Genomic DNA, 20,800 nt, shown 5'->3' with positions numbered 1-20,800 from the left:
GAGACCTTACTGGCAGGCGTAGGACACGCCGTTGGCCTCGTCGATCTGACGGATGACCGACCAGTCGTCCTGGAAGGAGATTTCGATGAACTTGGCTTCGCCGGAATTGGCGAACTCTTCCTGGAGCGCGGAGCCTTCCCAGTCGAACGAGAAGAAGGCGTCGCGGATCTGCTCCTGGAGCTCGGGCGTGAGGTTGTAGACGGTGCCGTAGCCGGTCGTGGGGAAGGTCTGGGACTGGTAGATGACCTTGACGTCGTCTTCGGCGATCACTTCGCGCTCGATCATGCGGGCCTTGACCGAGTTGGCGATGGAGGCGGATTCGTAGTCGCCATTGGCAACGCCCAGGATCGAGGTGTCGTGCGAGCCGGAGAAGGCCGGGGTGAAGTCTTCGTTGGCGACCATGTCGAACTCGCTGGCGAGAATGGCCGACGGCGCCTTGAAGCCGGAGTTCGAGGTTTCCTGGGTGAAGGTGATCTCACCGCCGCGCAGGTCTTCGACGCTTTCGGCCTCGGAATCGGCCGGCACGATGATTTCCATCTCGTAGCCGAAGGAATCGTCTTCAGCAGCCATCATGGCGAAGGGGCGGAAACCGGCACAGGCAACTGCGATGGGGTTCGAGCCCGTGTTGAAGCCGGCGATGTGCAGGCGACCGGCGCGCATGGCTTCGAGCTGGGCGGCGTTGGAATCGACGGGGAAGAACTGGACGTCCTTGCCGGTGGCTTCCGAGAGGTGATCCATGAAACCCTGCCACACGCCTTCGTAGACGGCGGGGTCTTCAACGGGGGTGTAGGTGAAGATCAGCGTCTCGGGATCGAGCAGCGCGCTTTCGTCGGTGGGGATATCGGCAACCAGGTCGCCGTCATTGTCGACGAAGCGGGAGTCGAGTTCAAAAGCGATTGCGGGGGCGGCCAGCGCCAGGGCAGCAAGGGCGGCCGTGCCGGTCAGCAGACGGGACAGAGAGGTCATGGGTAGCTCCAAAGGTTCGTCGTGCAGGTGATCAGACGGCTCTCCATGACCATTACGCCGTTGCAGCTCCATGTCGGTTTGATTGCAGTTTCGTGAATTCCCTCGCGGACCTGCCACCAGCGTGCGTTGATGAAGCGTTCACCAAAGCGTTTGGTTAAATTGCAAGACTTGTTCGCCATGATATCGATCCATGCCGATCCCGCTCGACAGCCAGACCCTGTTTCTCGCCAACGCACTGATCCTCTTGGTCGCGGGCATGGCGTTTTTGTCCGCCTATCGCAGCCAGGAACGGGCGTCCTACTGGCTGAGCTGGACGGCGGCCAATCTGGTGCTCGCCGCGGCGCTTGTCCTGCTCATGTTCCAGTTCGCGCTGCCGGCCTTCGTGATCGGGCCGGTGGGTCATGGCGCGCTGCTCCTGGGGTTCGGGCTGAGGCTCAAGGCCGCGCGGCAGTTTTCAGGGCGCGGCGACAGACCGCTCCTCTATTTCGGGCCGGCAGTTGCCTTTTCATGCATCTGCCTGATCCCCGCGGTAATGGCGTCCCCCGGGCTGGTGTTCGCCGGGGCGAATACGGCTCTGGCCATCGCCACCGGTCTGGTCATCCACGAATTCGCACGCGATCGTGCCGACGGGCTGCCCTCGCGGCTCGGGCTGATCGTGGTCTATGCGCTGATGGCGGCCTCGTTCGCCGCGCGGGCCGCAATCGCGATGTTCGACTTATCCAGTTTCGAGCACTACCTGCCACGCGACGGGCTGTTGGTGGTGCACCTGGTGATCGCCATCATCCATGTTTCCGGCAGCGCGGTGTTCGCCATTACCCTTTCCTACGAGCGCGCGGCAAAGAACCTGCGCCGGGACGCGCGCAGCGATGCGCTGACCGGGCTATTCAACCGGCGCGCCTTCGAGGAGCGGATGCTGGAACTGCTCGATGATCCGCGCAAGCCGGCCTTCGCGCTGGTGCTGTTCGACGTCGACCATTTCAAGGCCGTCAACGATGCGCATGGGCACGGCACGGGCGATGCCGCCCTGCGCCGGTTCGCAGAGGTGCTGCGTTCGGTGGTCCGCGACACGGACATGGTGGCGCGCATCGGGGGCGAGGAGTTCGGCGTGATCATGCCCTCGGCCAGCGGATTTGCGGCGATGGCCGCAGCCGAGGGCGTCCGGGCCCGGCTGGTCCATGCGCGAATCGAGGGCGCGCCGGCTGACACGCGGATCACTGTCTCGGCGGGCATCGCCTGCCATGAGGCGGGTCCGACGAGCGTCCATGCCCTGCTCACGACGGTTGACGAGGCCCTGTACCGGGCCAAACGCAACGGGCGAAACCGCGTGGAAGCGGCCCGGACCGTGGCCGCGGCCTGACCCCGGACGAAACGGCCCGCACTCAAATCTGCGTGCCCGGCGCCAGATGCCCTTGGAAGCGCGGCCAAAAACCGACAAGGTAGCACGCGAATCGAGCCGCCGTGCCAACCGGAGACGCAATGGGCGCCTATATCCTTCGCCGCCTGATGCTGATGATCCCCACGCTGTTCGGGATCATGCTCGTCTCGTTCGTGGTCGTCCAGTTCGCGCCCGGAGGGCCGGTGGAGCGCGCGATCGCCCAGTTCCAGGGCATGGACGTGGATGCCACCGCGCGGGTCACCGGTTCGGTGGAGGGCGATTTTTCGGGCTCGGACAATGGCGGGGAAAGCGGCAATGCCTATCGCGGATCGCAGGGCCTGCCGCCTGCGCTGATCGCTCAGCTCGAGGCCCAGTACGGGTTCGACCGCCCGGCCCATGAGCGCTTTGCCACCATGATCTGGGACTATGTGCGCTTCGATTTCGGGGAGTCCTATTATCGCGACATCTCGGTGATTGATCTCGTGCTCGAGAAGATGCCGGTCTCGATCTCGCTCGGGCTCTGGATGACGCTAATTTCGTATGGAATCTCGATCCCGCTGGGCATCGCCAAGGCGGTGCGGGATGGCTCGCGGTTCGACGTGTGGACGTCCGGTATCGTGATCATCGGCTATGCGATCCCGGGCTTCCTGTTCGCGATCCTTCTGATCGTCCTGTTTGCCGGGGGCAGCTTCTGGTCGATTTTTCCCTTGCGCGGGCTGACGTCACCGAACTTTGCCTCCCTGCCCTTCCATCTGCAGGTGCTCGACTATTTCTGGCATCTGGCGCTGCCCATCACCGCGATGGCGCTGGGCGCATTCGCCACCACGACGCTTCTGACCAAGAACTCGTTTCTCGATGAAATCCGCAAGCAATATGTGACGACCGCCCGGGCCAAGGGGCTGAGCGAGAACCGGGTGCTCTATCGCCATGTGTTCCGCAACGCGATGCTCATCATCATCGCTGGGTTTCCCGGGGCCTTCATCGGCGCCTTCTTCGGGGGATCGCTGTTGATCGAGACCATCTTCTCGCTCGACGGGCTGGGGCTCCTGGGGTTTGAATCGATCCTCAACCGGGATTATCCGGTGGTCTTTGCCACGCTCTACATCTTCTCGCTTCTGGGGCTGGTCATCAGCCTGATCTCCGACCTCACCTATATGTGGATCGATCCGCGGATCGATTTCGAGACGCGGAACGTCTGATGGCGCTTTCGGCGATCAACCAGCGCAGGCTGACCAATTTCAAGCGCAACCGACGCGGCTATGTCTCGGCGTGGATATTCCTCATCCTGGTCGTGGTGACCCTGTTTGCCGAGCTGCTGGCCAACGACAAGCCGATCATCGCGTCCTACAAGGGCGAGATCCTGTTTCCGCTGCTCGTCGATTATCCCGAAACCAAGTTCGGGGGGTTCCTCGCGGTCACCCAGTACCGGTCCACCTCGATCCAGAACGAGATCAACGCCAATGGCTGGATGGTCTGGCCGCTGGTGCGCTACTCGCACCGCACGGTCAATTCCGCCCTGCCCGTGCCCGCGCCCGCGCCCCCGTCATGGATGATGGAGCGCAGCGAGGTGTGCTCGCGCTATTCCCAAGGCGTGGAGGACCCCCAATGCGTCTTCGGCAACACCCATATCCTGGGCACCGACGATCAGGGCCGGGACGTCTTTGCGCGGCTGGTGCACGGGTTCAGGATTTCCGTCCTGTTCGGGTTGACGCTCACCGTGCTGTCCTCGATCGTCGGGGTCGTGGCCGGGGCGGTGCAGGGCTATTTCGGCGGCTGGACGGACCTGTTGTTCCAGCGCTTCATAGAGATATGGACCTCGATCCCCTCGCTCTACCTGCTGCTGATCATCTCGAGCGTGATCGCGCCCAGCTTCTGGGTGCTCATGACCATATTGCTGCTGTTCTCGTGGGTGTCGCTGGTGGGCGTGGTGCGCGCCGAATTCCTGCGCGGCCGCAATTTCGAGTATGTGAACGCGGCGCGAGCGCTGGGAGTCGGCAATATCGCGATCATGTTCAAGCATCTTCTGCCCAATGCCATGGTCGCGACAGTGACGTTCATGCCGTTCCTGCTCGCGGGCTCGATCGGCACGCTCACATCGCTCGACTTCCTGGGGTTCGGCCTGCCGCCCGGCTCGCCTTCGCTGGGCGAGATGCTGGCCCAGGGCAAGAACAACCTCCAGGCACCCTGGCTGGGGCTGACGGGCTTTTTCTCGATTTCGATCATGCTCACGCTGCTGGTCTTTGCCGGTGAAGCGGTGCGCGACGCCTTCGATCCGCGCAAGACCTTCGGATAGGACCATGGCCTCACCCCTTCTCAGCGTACGCGATCTCGACGTCGCCTTCCGCATGGAAGGGGGAGACCTGACCGCTGCGCGCGGCGTGAGCTTCGATCTCGCACCGGGAGAAACGCTGGCACTGGTGGGTGAATCCGGATCGGGCAAGTCGGTGACCGCACTCTCGGTGCTGCGGCTGTTGCCATACCCCGCGGCCCATCACCCGTCCGGCGAGATCCTCTTTAAGGGCCAGAACCTGCTCAAGGCGGACATGGGCGCACTGCGCAAGGTGCGCGGCAATGCGATCTCGATGATCTTTCAGGAGCCGATGACCTCGCTCAATCCCGTGCACACGATCGAGCAGCAGGTGAGCGAGGTGCTGTTCACCCATCTGGGGCTCTCGAAAAGCGCGGCCCGGACGCGCGTGCTCGAGTTGCTCGATGCGGTCGGCATTCCCGATCCCGAGACCCGGCTGCGCTCCTTTCCCCACCAGCTTTCCGGCGGGCAGCGCCAGCGGGTCATGATCGCCATGGCTCTGGCCAACGAGCCGGACCTCCTGATCGCCGACGAGCCAACGACCGCGCTGGATGTGACTGTGCAGGCGCAGATCCTCGATCTGTTGAAATCGGTGCAGCGCCGCATGGGGATGGCGATGCTTTTCATAACCCATGACCTGGGGATCGTGCGCCGCATGGCCGACAAGGTGTGCGTGATGCAGAACGGAGAGATCGTGGAGCGCAACGCCACCGCCGAGCTGTTCGCTAACCCCCAGCATCCCTATACCCGCCATTTGCTGTCGTCCGAATTGTCCGATCCGCCCCCCGCCCATCGGGGCAGCGGCGAGACGATCATGAGCGCCCAAGACCTCAAGGTCTGGTTTCCCATCAAGCGCGGGCTCTTCCGCCGGACGATTGGGCACGTCAAGGCCGTGGACGGGATCGAGCTCTCCGTCCTCAAGGGCCAGACGCTGGGCGTGGTGGGGGAGTCGGGGTCAGGCAAGACGACGCTGGGGCTGGCGCTGTTGCGCCTGTTGCCCTCGGACGGGCGCATCGTCTTTCAGGGCACCGATATCGCCGGCCGGTCTTTCCGCCAGATGCGCCCCCTGCGGGCCGACATGCAGATCGTCTTCCAGGATCCCTTCGGATCACTGTCGCCGCGCATGACGGTGGGCGATATCATCGCCGAGGGGCTGGCGGTTCACAAACCGCGCCTTTCGGGGATAGAACGCGCCGAGAGCGTGAGCAAAGCGCTGGTGGAAGTGGGGCTCGATCCCATGATCACAGACCGCTATCCGCACGAATTCTCCGGCGGACAGCGCCAGCGCATATCGATCGCGCGCGCGCTGGTGCTCGAGCCCGATTTCATCGTCCTGGACGAGCCGACATCGGCGCTGGACATGAGCGTGCAGGCCCAGATCGTGAAGCTGTTGCGCGATCTGCAGGAGCGGCGCGGGCTCACCTATCTGTTCATCTCGCACAATCTGCGCGTGGTGCGGGCGCTGGCGGACCATGTGCTGGTCATGCACCATGGCAAGGTGGTCGAACGCGGCCCGACGGTGGAGATCTTCGACAATCCGCGACACGAGTATACCAAGACCCTGCTTGCAGCCGCTCTGGAAGACACGGACAAGTGAAGCTGCCAACAATTCACCACAGGGGGCTGATTAAGTGCCCTTTTCATTCACCGCCCGGAGAGCGAACGCCATGAACGTCCCCCCCCTCGCCATGCTGTTGGCCGCCGCCGGCGGGCTGTCGGCCGCCCTGCCCGCGTACGCGCAGGATGAGGGAGAATGGCGGCACGCGACCTCACTGACCGGCGAAGTCAAATACGCCGAAGACTTCGCGCATTTCGACTACGTCAATCCCGAGGCGCCCAAGGCCGGCACGGTCAGGCTCTCGGCGCAGGGCACGTTCGACTCGTTCAATCCCATCCTGCCCGAAGGACAGGCGGCCTCAGGGCTCGGGCTGGTCTATGAAACGCTGATGTCCAGTTCGCAGGACGAGCTTTACACCCAGTACGGATTGCTGGCCGAGGCCCTGCGCTACCCGGACGATTTTTCCTCGGTGACCTACAGGCTCGACGCGGATGCGCGCTGGCACGATGGCGAGCCGGTGACGCCCGAGGACGTGGTGTTTTCCTTTGAATCACTGGTAGAGCATTCCCCGTTCTACCAGAGCTATTATGCCAATGTGACGGACGTTGAGATCACCGGCGAGCGCGAGGTGACCTTTTCGTTCGACGAAGCCGGCAACCGCGAATTGCCCCATATCATGGGCCAGTTGCTCGTGCTGCCCAAGCACTGGTGGGAAGCGGAAAACGAGGACGGCGAGCCGCGCGATATCGGCGCTTCCACCTTCGAGACGCCCATGGGATCGGGGCCCTACAGGCTCGAAAGCTTCGTTCCGGGCCGCACGGTGACCTATGAGCGGGTGGCGGACTATTGGGGCCGGGACGAGCCGGTCAATGTGGGCCATTACAATCTCGATACCTACAGGGTTGAATATTTCCGCGACACCACGGTGATGTTCGAGGCCTTCAAGGCCGACGAGTTCGACTGGTGGCTGGAAAACACCGCCCGTCGGTGGGCGACTGCCTATGACTTCCCCGCGGTCGAGGACGGCCGCATCGTACGCGAGGAATTCGAGGAGCCCTATCGCAGCGCCGGGCTGATGTTCGGCTTCGTGCCCAACATGCGCCGCGAGCAGTTCGCCGACCCCAGGGTGCGCGAGGCGCTGAACTATGCCTTCGATTTCGAGGAGTTGAACCGGACGATCTTCTTTGGGCTCTATGAGCGTGTGGATTCCTATTTCTACGGCTCCGAGCTGCGCCATGAGGGCCTGCCCGAAGGTCTGGAACTGGAAATCCTCGAGGAGGTTCGCGACCTCGTTCCCGAGGAGGTCTTCACCGAGCGATACACCAACCCGGTCGGCGGCAATGAGGAGGCCGCGCGCGAGAATCTGCGCGAGGCGCTGCGACTCTTCGGCGAGGCGGGCTATATGCTCGATGGCAACCGGCTGGTCGATGCCGATGGCAACCAGTTCAGCTTCGAGATCCTGTTGAACGGCCCCCTGCTCGAGCCCATCGCGATCCATCTCGAATCCAACCTCGAGGCGATCGGCGCCGACGTTTCGGTGCGCACCGTGGACTCCCCGCAATATGTCAATCGGGTCCGGTCGCGCGACTACGACGTGATCTACCAGTCCTGGGCCCAGTCCATGTCGCCCGGCAACGAGCAACGCGATTTCTGGGGATCGAGCTCGGCCGATGTGAACAGCTCGCGCAATTATGCGGGCATCTCGGACCCCGGCGTCGACGCGCTGATCGACCGGATCATCTTTGCCGAGGATCGGGAAACGCTCGAGGCGGCGTCCAAGGCGCTCGACCGGGTGCTGCTGGCCAACCACTATGTGGTGCCCAGCTACGTAAGCACCGAGATGCGAACCGCGCGCTGGAACCGGTTCACCCATCCCGAAGAGCTGCCCTATTACGCGATCGGTTTCCCCGATATCTGGTGGTGGGACGAGGAAAAGGCGGCGGCCACGGGCGGCAACCGCTAGGACGCCCGGCTCCGGCTTCCGAAAGGGGCCGGAGCTTTTCTTTTTGTCCGCGCAGGTGCACAACAGGCTCATGAAACACGACGTCATCATTCTGGGCGCCGGCATCGTCGGCATATCCACGGGCATCCACCTTCTGCGCAGGGGCCGGTCGGTTCTGATCGTCGACCGGCGCGAGCCCGGGCGCGAAACCTCCTACGGCAATGCCGGGGTGATCCAGCGCGAGGGCGTGCGCCCCCACACCTTCCCGCGGGACCTTTCGACGCTGATGCAGGTGGGGCTGCACCTTTCGACCGCTGCGCGGTACGATCCGCTGGCGCTGCCGCGCTTTGCGCCACCGCTGCTGCGCTATTGGTGGAAATCCTCGCCCGGCAATTATCGGCAGATCGTGCGGAGCTATGCGCCACTGATCGGGATGAGCATCGACGAGCACGCCGATTTCATCGCGGCAGCGAGTGCGGACGATCTGGTCGTGCGCAAGGGCTGGATGTTCGTCTACCGCACCGCAGAGGCCCTGCGGCGCGACGCGGCCAAGGCGCGGGCCGACCACGAGCAGTTCGGGATCAACAGCTCTCAGATCGAGGGCGCGGAACTCGAGCGCCGCGAGCCCGACCTCAAGAAGGGGCTGGCCGGCGCGATCCACTGGCAGGACCCCTGGACCATCCGCAATCCCGGCGCGCTGGTCAGCGCCTATTTCGAACTTTTCAAATCGCTCGGCGGCACGTTCCTCAACGATCGGATCGACTCGCTGGAGACCGATGGCGAAGGCTGGAGCGTGCGCACGGCCAATTCCCTTGCCGAGGGCCGCGAGGCCGTGGTGGCGCTCGGGCCCTGGGCACCGGAGGTTCTCGAGCCGCTGGGCTATCGGCTGCCGCTGTTCGTCAAGCGCGGCTACCACATGCATTACGGCACGCGCGGCGAGGCCAAGCTCAACACCTGGATTCTCGACACGGAGGTCGGCTATCTCCTCGCGCCCATGACACAGGGGATAAGGCTGACGACCGGGGCGGAGTTCGCGCACCGGGATTCCGCACCCACCCCGATCCAGCTCGGCAAGGCCGAGGCCGAGGCGCGCAAGCTGTTCCCGCTCGGCGACCGCCTCGATCCCGAACCCTGGAAGGGCGCGCGGCCCTGCACGCCCGACATGATGCCGATCATCGGCCCGGCGCCCAGGCACAAGGGCCTGTGGGCCGCGATCGGGCACGCCCATCACGGGTTTACGCTCGGCCCGGCCACCGGACGGCTGCTTTCGGAGGCCATGACCGGAACCAGGCCCGCGATCGACATCTCCCCGTTTGCCATGGAACGCTTCCGGGGCAGCTACGGGCGCTGAGAAGCGGAACCGACTTATCGACCAACGCGTTGTGCGGCATTACTTAAAGCCATTGGAGCCTGCAATGAACAGGAACACCCTCTACATTCTTCTCGGCGCGCTGATCGTGGTGGTCATCGGGCTGGGAATCTACGTCTATCAGCAGGAAAGCGAGCCTTCGGGCGTTCAGGTCGAGATCAACGAAGAAGGGCTCTCGGTCGAGGGCAACTGACGCTCCAATAGACCCGGGCGGCCGTGATGGCCGCGACCATTTGCGGCAGACGTCTTTTCCCCGGCCGTCTGCCGCGCTATGGATTGCGCCGCGCGCCAGACGCGCTGTGTCGCATTCTTGACCGGGGGCTCCATGACCACCAACGCGCTGACCATCGCCGACCTCAAGGAGCAGGCCCGACGGCGGGTGCCGCGGATGTTCTTTGACTATGCGGATTCGGGCTCATGGACCGAGGGCACCTACCGCTCCAACGAGAGCGACTACGCCAAAGTGCTTTTCCGCCAGCGGGTGGCCGTGGACATGACCGACCGTTCGCTCAAGAGCGCGATGATCGGGCAGGACGTCTCGATGCCTCTGGCCATAGCGCCGACCGGGCTTTCGGGCATGCAGCACCCCGATGGCGAAATGCTGGGCGCCCAGGTGGCGACCGAGATGGGCATTCCCTTCACGCTCTCGACCATGAGCATCTGTTCGATCGAGGACGTGTCCGAGGCGATCGGCGGCAAGCCGTTCTGGTTCCAGCTCTATGTGATGCGTGACAAGGACTTCGTGGCCAATCTGATCGACCGGGCCAAGGCGGCGAACTGTTCGGCGCTGGTGATCACGCTTGACCTGCAGATCCTGGGCCAGAGGCACAAGGATCTGCGCAACGGGCTGTCCGCGCCCCCGAAATTCAATCTCAACTCGATGCTGCAGCTCGTCACCCGCCCGCGCTGGTGCTTCTCGATGCTGGGCACCAAGAGGCGCACCTTCCGCAACATCGTGGGCCACGCCAAGAGCGTGACGGACCTCTCCTCGCTCTCGGCCTGGACGGCCGAGCAGTTCGATCCGCACCTCGACTGGAAGGATCTCGAGTGGATCAAGGAGCGCTGGGGCGGCAAGGTGATCCTCAAGGGCATCATGGACCCCGAAGACGCGCGGCTGGCCGCCGACGCGGGCGCCGATGCCATCATCGTCTCGAACCATGGTGGCCGCCAGCTCGATGGTGCCCCCTCCTCGATCTCGGCCCTGCCGGCGATCGTCGATGCGGTCGGGGATCGTATGGAAGTGCATATGGACGGGGGCATCCGGTCCGGGCAGGACGCGCTGCGCGCGCTCGCGTTCGGCGCCAAGGGTGTCTATGTGGGCCGGCCATGGCTCTATGGACTGGGCGCTGGCGGCAAGCCGGGCGTGAAGCGCGCGCTTGAGATCATCCGGACCGAACTCGACACCACGATGGCGCTATGCGGTGAGCGCGACGTGCGCAATGTGGGACGGCACAATCTGCTCGATCCCGACATCTTCCAGAGCCGGCGCGCATGAGCGTTTCCGCCCATCCGCCTGCCCTGCCGGTCCATATCGTCGAGGCCGCGGTCCGGCTGGCGCTGGCCGAAGATCTGGGCCAGGCCGGCGACCTCACCAGCCAGGCGACCATCGCGCCCGACGCGGTCGCGACCGCCCGCATGGTTGCGCGCTCGGGCGGCGTGGTATGCGGGTTCGACTGCGCCCGGTCCGCATTCGCCCAGATCGGCGGCGCTCCGCGCGTAACGGTGATGGCCAGCGATGGCGAGGCCATAACCCCGGGCCAGGTGCTGCTGGAGGTCTCGGGCAACGCCCGCGCGGTCCTGGCGGCAGAGCGCACCGCGCTCAACTTCCTCACCCACATGAGCGGCGTCGCATCGCTGACCCGACGCTTTGTCGATCTGATCGAGGGCACGGGCGCCCGCATCTGCTGCACGCGCAAGACCACGCCGGGGCTGCGGGCGCTGGAAAAATACGCAGTGAAATGCGGCGGCGGCCAGAATCACCGGTTCGGGCTATCGGACGCGATCCTGATCAAGGACAACCATATTGCCGTTGCGGGCGGCGTCGGTGCCGCGCTGGCGGCGGCGCGGGCCTTTGCCGGCCATCTGGTCGCCGTCGAGATCGAGGTCGATACGCTCGACCAGCTCGCCGAGGCGCTGGATGCCGGGGCCGACGCGGTCCTTCTCGACAACATGGATGTGGATACCCTCAGGCGCGCCGTGGGGATGACTGGCGGGCGGGCCAAGCTCGAAGCCTCGGGCAATGTGACGCAGGAGACCGTCCGGGCGATAGCGGAAACCGGGGTGAATTTCATCTCCACCAGCCGGATCACCGCGGCATCCGTCCCGCTCGACATCGGGCTCGATATCGCCATCGGACACAGCATGTCCCGTTCTGATTGAATCAGAACGGGAGCGCCAAGTCCGTGATTTGTCGCCCAACACTTCGCTAACCATTTTCGGTGGCTCCGGGTTGATCCGGGAGCGCAGATCGTTGCGTACATCTTGCAGCCTTGCGAGCGAGTATATATATGCTCAGCATATTCACGCCCGATATATGGTTGCCGAGAAGCCCATGAACGTCAGAACTCTCTGCCTTTCGATCCTGCATGAGCGGGAGGCCAGCGGATACGAAATCCGGAAGATGTGCACCGAAGGGGAGTGTTCCTACTTCGTGGAGGCCAGTTTCGGCTCGATCTACCCGGCCCTCGCCCGGCTCGAGGAAGAGGGGCTGGTGGAAAGCCGGGTCGCACACCAGGCAGGAAAACCGTCCAAGAAAATATATGCGATCACCGAAGCGGGCCGGGAAGCCTTCATCGAGGCGCTCAGCGAGCCCTTGGGTGAGGACGTGTTCCGCAGCCCCTTCCTTCTGTTCGCGCGCTTTGCGCATCTGCTTCCTTCGGAGCTGGTGCGAAGGCGCGTGGACGAGCGGCGGGATCAACTGCGTAGCGAAATCGGGGAATTGACCGAGATGCGCGAGACGGTGGCAGGCGATCGCAAGAACAGCCATGCCAATGACGCATGGGTGCTAGGCTATGGGCTGGCTTGCCTCACGGCCGCTCTTGAGCATCTTGAGGGCAACATGGAAACGCTGATCGGTTCAGCCAGAGACAGTGACGGTTTGGCTGCGGCTGCAGAGTAGCCGCGCAGACCGTCTTGCGCCACGAGTGCTTGTGTATTAGTGGTCTATTACACCAATTTTGGAATACCAGGCGCCCCACTCCCTTGGGGCTGCGATTTTCAGGGACGCTCGGATGCGTTTTTTCAGGTCATATTTTCTCGCATTTCTCATCGTTCTGGGCATTGGGCTCTGGATGATCAGCGGCACCCTGATCGAGGGTGGACAGGGTGAAGGCCAGGGCGAGCAGCCGCTGGTGGAAGCCGTGGACGGCAACGACGGCCCGCTGCGCGGCTTTCTCGAAACGATCGGAGTGATCCAGCCCGAGGAAGAGGCCGAGGCCGAGGTCGTCGCTGTGGTCGAAGAAGAACAAGCTCCGGTCCAGAGCGTGCGCATACGTGGCTTTCAGGCCCAGGAAATGCCGGTGGTCGTCAATCTGCGCGGTCGCACCCAGGCCAATGCCGTGATCGCCTCGCGCGCCGAAACCAACGGCACGGTGCAGGAGGTGAATTTCACCAAGGGCCAGAGTGTTGAGGCTGGCGATCTGCTGTGCACGCTCGACCAGGGCACACGGCAGGTCAGGTTGACCACCGCCGAAGCCCAGCTCGAGCAGGCCCGGGCCGATCTCGAGAACAACCAGCAATTGCGTGAACGGGGCGTGGCACCGGCCAATTCGGGCCGCCAGTTTGAAGTGGCGCTACGCTCGGCGGAAGCCAATTACGACGAAGCGCTGGCCGAACTGGAGCGCACCGAAATCCATGCAGAAGTTTCCGGGATCATCCAGGATCCGCTGGCCACGGTAGGCGACAGCCTGTCGGCCGGCGGGGAATGCGCCACGATCGTCCAGCTCGATCCAATGCTTTTCATGGGCGACATCGCCGAAGCGCGCGTCGGCACGCTGGCGCCGGGCGAGGAGGCGACCATCACCACCGTGACCGGGCAGGAAGTGACCGGCACGGTGCGGTACGTCGCCTCGCGCGCCAACGAGCAGACCCGGACCTTCGCGATCGAGATCGAGATGGCCAATTCCGATGGCGCGATCCGAGACGGGGTGACCGCCGAAGCCGTGGTGCAATTGCCCGCGATCCAGGCCCACCTCATTCCGCAGTCGGTCCTCACTCTCGACGCCGAGGGCGTCATGGGTGTGAACGCGGTGGAAGGGGATGTCGTCGCGTTCTACCCCGTGCAGATCGTCCGCGACACGCGGGAAGGCGTGTGGGTGACCGGGCTGCCCGAGACCACCGACATCATTACCGTCGGACAAGAATATGTTCAGACCGGTCAGACCGTGACCGCAACGCGGGAAGGCGAAGGGGCCTGATCCGATGATCAATTTCCTAGAAGCGACCCTGCGCCGACCGCGAACCGTGCTCACTGTCATGGTGGTGTTGTTGTTCGCAGGCGTCTCGGCCTATATCAATCTCCCCAAGGAGAGCATGCCGAACATCGACGTGCCGTATCTCTACGTTTCGGCCTCGATGACCGGCGTTTCCCCACGCGACGCGGAACAGATGCTCGCCCGGCCCATCGAGCAGGAACTGCGCGACCTCGACGGGCTGGCCAATATCAGCTCGACTGCGACCACCGGCCACGCCTCGATCTTCCTCGAGTTCGACATCAACTTCGACAAGGATCAGGCGATGAGCGACACGCGCGAGCGTGTCGAGCGCGTGCGGTCCCAGCTTCCCAGCGATGCCGACGATCCCACGGTCAACGAGATCGACATCCAAGGCTTCCCCACCATCACCGTCTCGGTGTTCGGGGACGTGCCCGAACGCACGCTGACCCGGTATGCAGAGGAGCTTCAGGACGAACTTGAGAACAATGTGTCCACGGCCCGCGACGTCACGCTCTCGGGCGCGCGTGAAGAAGTGCTCGAAGTCGTGGTCGACCAGTTGCGGCTCGAATCCTACAACCTGACCACCAATGAGCTCTTCGATGCGCTGGCACGCAACAACCTGATCGTTCCCGCCGGTTCGCTCGACACCGGCCAGGGCCGCTTCGACATCGAAGTGCCCGGGCTGATCTCGAGCGCCCAGGACGTGCAGACGCTGCCGCTCAAATCGGTGGATGGCACCGTCATCACCTTCTCGGACGTGGCGACCATCAACAGGACGTTCAAGGACGCTACCGAGTTCACCCGCGTCAACGGGGCACCTGCGCTGATCCTTGGGGTCAACAAGGCGACCGGCACCAATATCATCGAGAACTCGCGGCTGGTGCGGGAAACCGTCGAGCGGGTGACCGCAGACTGGCCGGCGGCGGTGCAGGTGAGCTATGTGCTCGACCAGGCCGTTTCCGCGGAGGAAATGCTGCTCAGCCTCGAGAACTCGGTGATGACCGCCATCGTCTTGGTAATGATCGTTGCCGTGGCACTTCTGGGCCTGCGCCCTGCCCTTCTGATCGGGCTGTCGATCCCCGTCTCGTTCATGACGAGCTTTTTCATCCTGCAGATGCTGGGCATCACGGTGAACATGATGATCATGTTCGGCCTGGTGCTGACGGTGGGCATGCTGGTCGATAGCGCCGTGGTCATGGTTGAGTACGCGGTCCGCAAGATTTCCGAGGGCATGTCGCGCAAGGAAGCGTTCATCCGCGCGGCGCGGCTGATGTTCGTACCGATCCTGTCGTCGATGGCCACCACGATCGCGGCGTTCCTGCCCCTCCTGCTCTGGCCGGGGATCATCGGGCGCTTCATGAGCTATTTCCCGATCATGGTCATCGTGACCCTGACCGCTTCGCTCATCACGTCCATGATCTTCATCCCCGTCGTGGGCGGGATCATCGCGCGCTGGAAGGTGAGCGAAGAAGAACAGGAAAAGGCCAAGATGCTCAGCGCCCAGGGCGCGGCAACCTTCGACCACCGCAACATGAAGGGCCCGGTGGGCGCTTATCTGAGGGTTCTGGCCTTCTCGATCCGGCACCCCATCCTCGTGCTCGTATTGATGGTCGGAAGCATCGGAGCGATCTTTACCGCCTATGCGGCCAATCCCACGGGCGTCGTCGCCTTCCCCGTGACCGAACCCGAATACGGCACGGTGGCGGTGACGGGCATCGGCAATTACTCGCCGGTCGAGGTCCGCGACATGCTGATCGAGGTGGAAGAGGCGATCCTTCCGGTTTCCGGGATCAAGGAAATCGTCATGAACTTCGGGTCGACCGGCGCGCTCGGCACGGTCCCGCCCGATACCATCGGCAATTTCCAGCTCGAGCTCGCAGCCTGGAAGGACCGGCTTCCGGCCGAACAGATCTTTGAGGAAATTCGCGCCCGCACCGCCGATATTTCGGGCATCGGGGTCGAAGTTTCCGGGCTCGAGGGCGGCCCCCCTGCAGGCAAGGACATCAACGTGCGAGTCGAGACCACCCGGCTCGATGACCTGGTTCCGGCAGTGGAGCAGGTACGCGATTTCGTCGAGAACGAGCTGGGCAACACCACTGATGTCGAGGATGGACGGGCCCTGCCGGGTATAGACTGGCTGGTGACCGTAGACCGCGAGCAGGCCGCACGGTTCGGCGTGGGCGTGAGAGAACTCTCGCCATACGTACAGCTCGTGACCTCGGGCGTTACCATCGGCACCTACCGGCCCGAGGATGTCAGCGAGTCGCTCGATATCGTGGTGCGCCTGCCCCAGGACCAGCGGACGTTCGACGCGCTGGATTCGCTACGCATCGTCACCCCGCAGGGCCTGGTTCCGGTCTCGAACTTCATCAGCCGCGAGGCGGTGCCCACGGTGGCCGACATCTCGCGTACCAACGGGCTCTACACCATGAGCGTGCTGGCCAATGTCGAAGGGACCAACCCCGAGACCGGCGAACCGGTGATGGCGCTCGAGAGGGTCGAGGAGTTGCGGGCCTGGATCGACGGCCAGGACTGGGCCGATGGGGTAACCTTCGAGTTCGGCGGCGCCGACGAGCAGACCGCCGAGACAACCGAGTTCCTGAGTCAGGCCGGCGTCGGCGTGCTGTTCCTGATGTTCCTGATCCTGCTCACGCAGTTCAACAGCTTCTATCAGGTGTTCCTGACGCTCTCGACCGTGCTTATGTCCACGGCCGGCGTGGTACTGGGGATGCTGGTGACCGGACAGTCGTTCTCGGCCATCATGACCGGTATTGGCGTCATCTCCCTGGCGGGCATCGTGGTGAACAACTCGATCATCCTGATCGACACGTTCAATCGCCTGCGCGAAGAGGGCGTGGAAGCGATCACGGCGACGTTGATGACCGCGGCACAGCGTCTGCGCCCGATCATGCTGACCACCATTACCACCGTCATGGGGCTGGTCCCGATGGCTGCGGGAATCAACTTCGACTTCTTCAACAGAACGCTGGAAATCAACGGCCTCTCGGGGGCCTGGTGGTCCCAGCTCACCACCGCGGTGATTTCGGGACTGACCTTCTCTACGGTCCTGACGCTGATCGTGGTTCCTGTGATGCTGGCCGCGCCGACGCTCTGGGCAAGACAATTGGGGGCCATCAAGAGGGCTCTGGGCGGGCTGATGGCGTCGATCGTCGGGCTGTTCAGGCGCCCCACCAAAGCGACCACCCCCGATGGAAGTCGGGTAGAGGTGCCCGATGAGCATCAGGCCCCGCTTGCGGCGCAAACCGCAGACGGGCTGGGAGACGAACCGGCCGATACCACCGGACTGGTCGAAAAGGAAAAGAACGGCGTGACCGTGGTGTCCCGCCAGGCTGCCGAATAGGCGGCGAACCCAAAGACTGGCTGTCCTCCAAAGCCGTCAGTCCGCCCGCTCCCCAGAGATGGGGAGCGGGCATTTTCATGGGCGACTTCGGTAGGCGCTTGGAGCGTTTCCAGAAAAAGTGGAAACACTTTTCCGGTTCGGACACGCGACAAATCAGAGACTTAGAGCACCTGTTCTGATTCAATCAGAACAGGATATGCTCTAATGTTCGCCCGGCTGGGGCGCGGGCTGGCGGATGACGTATCCGTCGGGATCGGTCTGGGCGGCGCGCAGGCGCTCGGTGGCCTCTGCGGCCTCGCGCTGGCGGTTCCACATCTGGGCGTAAAGGCCGTTGTCGGCCAGAAGCGAAACATGGGTCCCGCGCTCGGCGACCCGGCCTTCCTTGAGGACGATGATCTCGTCTGCGTTGACCACGGTGGACAGGCGGTGCGCGATGACGAGGGTCGTCCGCCCTCTCGAGACCGCCTCGAGCGCCGTCTGGATTTCCTGCTCGGTATGAGTATCGAGGGCGGACGTGGCCTCGTCGAGAATGAGGATCGGCGGTGCCTTGAGGATGGTGCGCGCGATGGCCACGCGCTGCTTTTCCCCGCCCGAGAGCTTGAGCCCGCGCTCGCCCACCTGGGTATCGAACCCTTGGGGCAGCATTTCTATGAAGCCGCCGATCTGGGCCATGCGGGCGGCTTCGGCGATCTCCTCACGCGAGGCGTCGGGCCGGCCATAGCCGATATTGTAGGCGATGGTGTCGTTAAAGAGCACGGTATCCTGCGGGACCATGCCCACGGCGGCGCGCAGCGATTGCTGGGTAACCGACCGGACATCCTGTCCGTCGATCTCGATCCGGCCCTCGATCGCATCGTAGAACCGGAAGATCAGCCGCGAGATGGTCGATTTGCCCGCCCCCGAGGGCCCGACCACGGCGATGGTCTTGCCGGCGGGCACCTCGAAGCTGACGCCGCGCAGGATGGGCCGGTCCGGATCGTAATGAAAGTGCACGTCGTCGAACCGGAGCACCGGCCCGGAGATGGCCAGCGGGCGAGCATCGGGCGCGTCCTCGATCTCGGGCGGCTGGTCGAGCAGCGCGAACATGGTCTCGATATCGGCGAGCGACTGGCGGATTTCCCGATAGACGAAGCCGATCTGGTTGAGGGGCCGCTGGATCTGCATCATGAAGGTGTTGAGCAAAACGAAATCGCCGACTGTCAGGTCGCCGTTCATCACGCCCCAGGCGGACATGAGCGAGAGCACGACCATGCCGATCCAGAAGATAACGCCCTGCCCCAGATTGAGCAGGCCGAGCGAGGTCCAGATGCGGGTGGCGGAGCGCTCGTATCCTTCCATGGCGCCATCGAAGCGACGGGCTTCGAGCTCCTCATTGCCGAAATATTTCACGGTCTCGAAATTGAGCAGGCTGTCGATGGCCTTGGCGTTGGCGTCGGTGTCGCTCTCGTTCATGTCGCGCCGGATGGCGATGCGCCAGTTGGACGCCTGCACGGTGAAAACGAGGTAGGCCCCGATCATCACGACCAGCACTGCAAGATAGGAAAACCCGAACAGCCAGGCGAAGATGGCCCCTACGATTACGAATTCGACCACGGTGGGGGCGGTGTTGAGCATGGTGAAGCGCACCACCGTCTCTATGCCCTTGGTGCCGCGCTCGATCACCCGGCTCAGCCCGCCCGTGCGCCGCGCCAGATGGAAGCGCAGCGAGAGCCGGTGCATGTGCTTGAACGTGCGGTGCGCGAGCCGACGGACCGCGTTCTGGCCGACGCTGGCGAACAGGATGTCGCGCAATTGCTGGAAGCCGGTGTCAACGATCTGGCCGATGCCATAGGCGATGACCAGGATGAGCGGGATCGAAAGCCCCAGAATAAGCGCCGCGTCCGGGCCGCTCGTGTCGAGCGTGTCGACGATCCCCTTATAGGCAAAGGGCACAAGGGTGGAGGCCACCTTGGCCAGCGCCAGCGCCCCGATGGCCAGCATGACGCGCCGGCGCAGGTCGGGACGATCCGCCGGCCAGATATAGGCCCAAAGATTGCGGATCGTGGATACGAGCGCGCCCTGATCGGCACTGACCGAGCGTTGCGTGTCAGCCATCTGTGGCCCTTCCTGAAATTTCGGTTTGTCGCCGGTCAGCCCGTCGGCGTCACGACGCGCGGTCCAGCCCCTGCACGCAAGATGAGGCCGCCGGCGCGGCCAACTCGTCGCAATAGCTGCCGGTGGCTGCCGCGAAGGCGGAGAGCCGGTCGACGCACACCTGGTAGTTGTTTCGGGTGCCCTGGGCCCGGCGCTCGATGACACCGGCGTCGAGAAGCACCTTGAGATGCTGGGACACCGTGCTCTGAGCCAGCGAAAGGCAGGAGGTGAGGTCGTTGCAGCAGCAATGGGTGCCGCGCCCCGAAAGGATGCGCAAGATTTCAAGCCTGACCGGATGCCCGAGCGCGCGCATCACGGCGGAAAGTTCTTCGGTGTTCATGGCGGCATCTTTCATCGTAAAATGACGATAAAAGATGCCGCTCAAGGATGCAAGCTGCATGAGCGTTTCGCGGAAAATGCCTGTCCCAGAGGGCGCCTTGTCAGGCCGGGGCACTTTTCCAGTTCGCAAACACCGGCATCTTCATGTGAAAAAGGCGCTGCCAGTAGCAGCGCCTTTTAGATGTGCATCAGGGTGGTTCAGCCTATTTGTCCGAAGCCTGATCGTCGGGCATATCCCCGATGACCGCATCGGTTCCCGGCAGATCGAAGATCTGGCCCGGGTAGATGAGGTTAGGATTGCGAATCTGATCTGTATTGGCCTCGAAGATCTGCGTGTACCGAATACCCTGCCCGTAAACCCGACGGGCAATGGTCCAGAGATTGTCGCCCCGCCGGATGATCGCACTGCCGGAGACGACCCTGTCCCCTTCGCGCACACCGACCAGAGTGGGTACCTCATCCTCATCGGCAGGCTCGGCCATAGGTTCGGCTGGCGCTTCGGGCTCGGCTGCCGGCTCGGCAGGCGTTTCGACCTCAGGCTCGGCGGCTTCCTCGGCCATCTCCATGGCAGGAGCCGGTTCAGCCGGGGCTTCGGGCTCGCTCACAGGCTGATCAGCCATCGGCTCATCGACCGGCGCGGGCTCGACAGGGGCCTCTATCTCAGGCTCGGCGGTGTCCTCAGCCATTTCCATCGCGGGAGTGGGCTCAACGGGAGCCTCCGGCTCGCTCACGGGCTCTTCGTCAGTCATGGACTCGTCGACCTGTGCCGTCTCGACAGGGCTCTCCACTTCAGGCTCGGCGGTCTGCTCGGCCATCTCCATCGCAGGAGCAGGCTCGGCGGGAGCCCCGGGCTCACTCACAGGCTCATCGACCGGTGCCGGCTCAACAGGTGCCTCGGCCTCGGGCTCAGCGGTCTCCTCGGCCATGTCCATCGCGGGATCAGGCTCAGCGGGAGCCTCGGGCTCACTCACAGGCTCATCAGTCATCGGCTCGGCGACCTGTTCGGGCTCGGCAGG

At 63.8% G+C, this 20,800-nt stretch carries 17 protein-coding genes; 12 read left to right on the top strand and 5 right to left on the bottom strand.

Annotation, left to right across the window (positions count from 1 at the left end; translation table 11 throughout):
* Positions 1–6: 6 nt before the first annotated feature.
* Positions 7–966, bottom strand: coding sequence for a phosphate/phosphite/phosphonate ABC transporter substrate-binding protein (phnD, locus tag EO136_RS17810; protein WP_127145736.1), 960 nt, complete (start codon positions 964–966; stop codon positions 7–9).
* Positions 963–1,145 carry a hypothetical protein gene (locus EO136_RS17805; RefSeq protein WP_127145735.1) on the bottom strand — a complete coding sequence of 61 codons (183 nt, stop codon included), beginning with the start codon at positions 1,143–1,145 and terminating at the stop codon, positions 963–965. The genes phnD and EO136_RS17805 overlap by 4 nt, the downstream gene beginning before the upstream one ends.
* 11 nt (positions 1,146–1,156) lie before the next feature.
* Between EO136_RS17805 and EO136_RS17800 the strand changes: the two genes are divergently transcribed.
* From EO136_RS17800 to EO136_RS17750, 12 genes are all read left to right on the top strand, one after another.
* On the top strand, positions 1,157–2,323 hold the full coding sequence (locus EO136_RS17800; protein ID WP_127145734.1) for a GGDEF domain-containing protein: 1,167 nt from the start codon (positions 1,157–1,159) through the stop codon (positions 2,321–2,323).
* Between the two features lie 119 nt (positions 2,324–2,442).
* Entirely contained in the window at positions 2,443–3,540 is a 1,098-nt protein-coding gene (locus tag EO136_RS17795; RefSeq protein WP_127145733.1) for a microcin C ABC transporter permease YejB, read from the top strand.
* Positions 3,540–4,634: an ABC transporter permease gene (locus EO136_RS17790; RefSeq protein WP_127145732.1), complete on the top strand. Its 1,095-nt coding sequence runs from the start codon at positions 3,540–3,542 to the stop codon at positions 4,632–4,634. The genes EO136_RS17795 and EO136_RS17790 overlap by 1 nt, the downstream gene beginning before the upstream one ends.
* A gap of 4 nt (positions 4,635–4,638) precedes the next feature.
* Positions 4,639–6,246: an ABC transporter ATP-binding protein gene (locus EO136_RS17785; RefSeq protein WP_127145731.1), complete on the top strand. Its 1,608-nt coding sequence runs from the start codon at positions 4,639–4,641 to the stop codon at positions 6,244–6,246.
* 70 nt (positions 6,247–6,316) lie between these two features.
* Positions 6,317–8,170 (top strand): extracellular solute-binding protein, encoded by a 1,854-nt coding sequence (locus tag EO136_RS17780; protein WP_127145730.1) that lies wholly within the window; start codon positions 6,317–6,319, stop codon positions 8,168–8,170.
* Positions 8,171–8,240: 70 nt separating this feature from the next.
* On the top strand, positions 8,241–9,500 hold the full coding sequence (locus EO136_RS17775; RefSeq protein WP_127145729.1) for an NAD(P)/FAD-dependent oxidoreductase: 1,260 nt from the start codon (positions 8,241–8,243) through the stop codon (positions 9,498–9,500).
* Positions 9,501–9,564: 64 nt separating this feature from the next.
* On the top strand, positions 9,565–9,711 hold the full coding sequence (locus tag EO136_RS18690; RefSeq protein ID WP_164730682.1) for a hypothetical protein: 147 nt from the start codon (positions 9,565–9,567) through the stop codon (positions 9,709–9,711).
* Positions 9,712–9,843: 132 nt separating this feature from the next.
* Entirely contained in the window at positions 9,844–11,013 is a 1,170-nt protein-coding gene (locus EO136_RS17770) for an alpha-hydroxy acid oxidase (RefSeq protein WP_127145728.1), read from the top strand.
* Positions 11,010–11,897, top strand: a complete 888-nt coding sequence (gene nadC / locus EO136_RS17765; RefSeq protein WP_127145727.1) for a carboxylating nicotinate-nucleotide diphosphorylase — start codon at positions 11,010–11,012, stop codon at positions 11,895–11,897. Before EO136_RS17770 ends, nadC begins: the two co-directional genes overlap by 4 nt.
* Before the next feature lie 172 nt (positions 11,898–12,069).
* Complete coding sequence (locus tag EO136_RS17760; RefSeq protein ID WP_127145726.1) at positions 12,070–12,636, top strand: PadR family transcriptional regulator; 567 nt, start codon at positions 12,070–12,072, stop codon at positions 12,634–12,636.
* A gap of 112 nt (positions 12,637–12,748) precedes the next feature.
* On the top strand, positions 12,749–13,933 hold the full coding sequence (locus EO136_RS17755) for an efflux RND transporter periplasmic adaptor subunit (protein ID WP_127145725.1): 1,185 nt from the start codon (positions 12,749–12,751) through the stop codon (positions 13,931–13,933).
* A 4-nt stretch (positions 13,934–13,937) separates the two neighbouring features.
* A complete protein-coding gene (locus EO136_RS17750) occupies positions 13,938–17,312 on the top strand; it encodes an efflux RND transporter permease subunit (RefSeq protein WP_127145724.1) in 3,375 nt (1,124 codons plus the stop codon).
* Between the two features lie 201 nt (positions 17,313–17,513).
* Here EO136_RS17750 and EO136_RS17745 read toward each other — a convergent pair whose 3' ends face one another.
* The 3 genes from EO136_RS17745 to EO136_RS17735 form a co-directional block, all read right to left on the bottom strand.
* Positions 17,514–19,406: an ABCB family ABC transporter ATP-binding protein/permease gene (locus tag EO136_RS17745; protein ID WP_127145723.1), complete on the bottom strand. Its 1,893-nt coding sequence runs from the start codon at positions 19,404–19,406 to the stop codon at positions 17,514–17,516.
* A 49-nt stretch (positions 19,407–19,455) separates the two neighbouring features.
* The gene (locus tag EO136_RS17740; RefSeq protein WP_206513363.1) at positions 19,456–19,785 is read right to left on the bottom strand and encodes an ArsR/SmtB family transcription factor; all 330 of its coding nucleotides are present in this window, start codon (positions 19,783–19,785) and stop codon (positions 19,456–19,458) included.
* A gap of 202 nt (positions 19,786–19,987) precedes the next feature.
* On the bottom strand, positions 19,988–20,800 hold an 813-nt coding region (locus EO136_RS17735; protein ID WP_127145722.1), incomplete at its 5' end, for a LysM peptidoglycan-binding domain-containing protein.

This window comes from Pelagibacterium montanilacus, from assembly GCF_003992665.1.
In the GTDB taxonomy this organism is placed as follows: domain Bacteria; phylum Pseudomonadota; class Alphaproteobacteria; order Rhizobiales; family Devosiaceae; genus Pelagibacterium; species Pelagibacterium montanilacus.
Note: the sequence above shows the minus strand (reverse complement) of the source record. Positions and strands in the feature narration are given on the sequence as shown.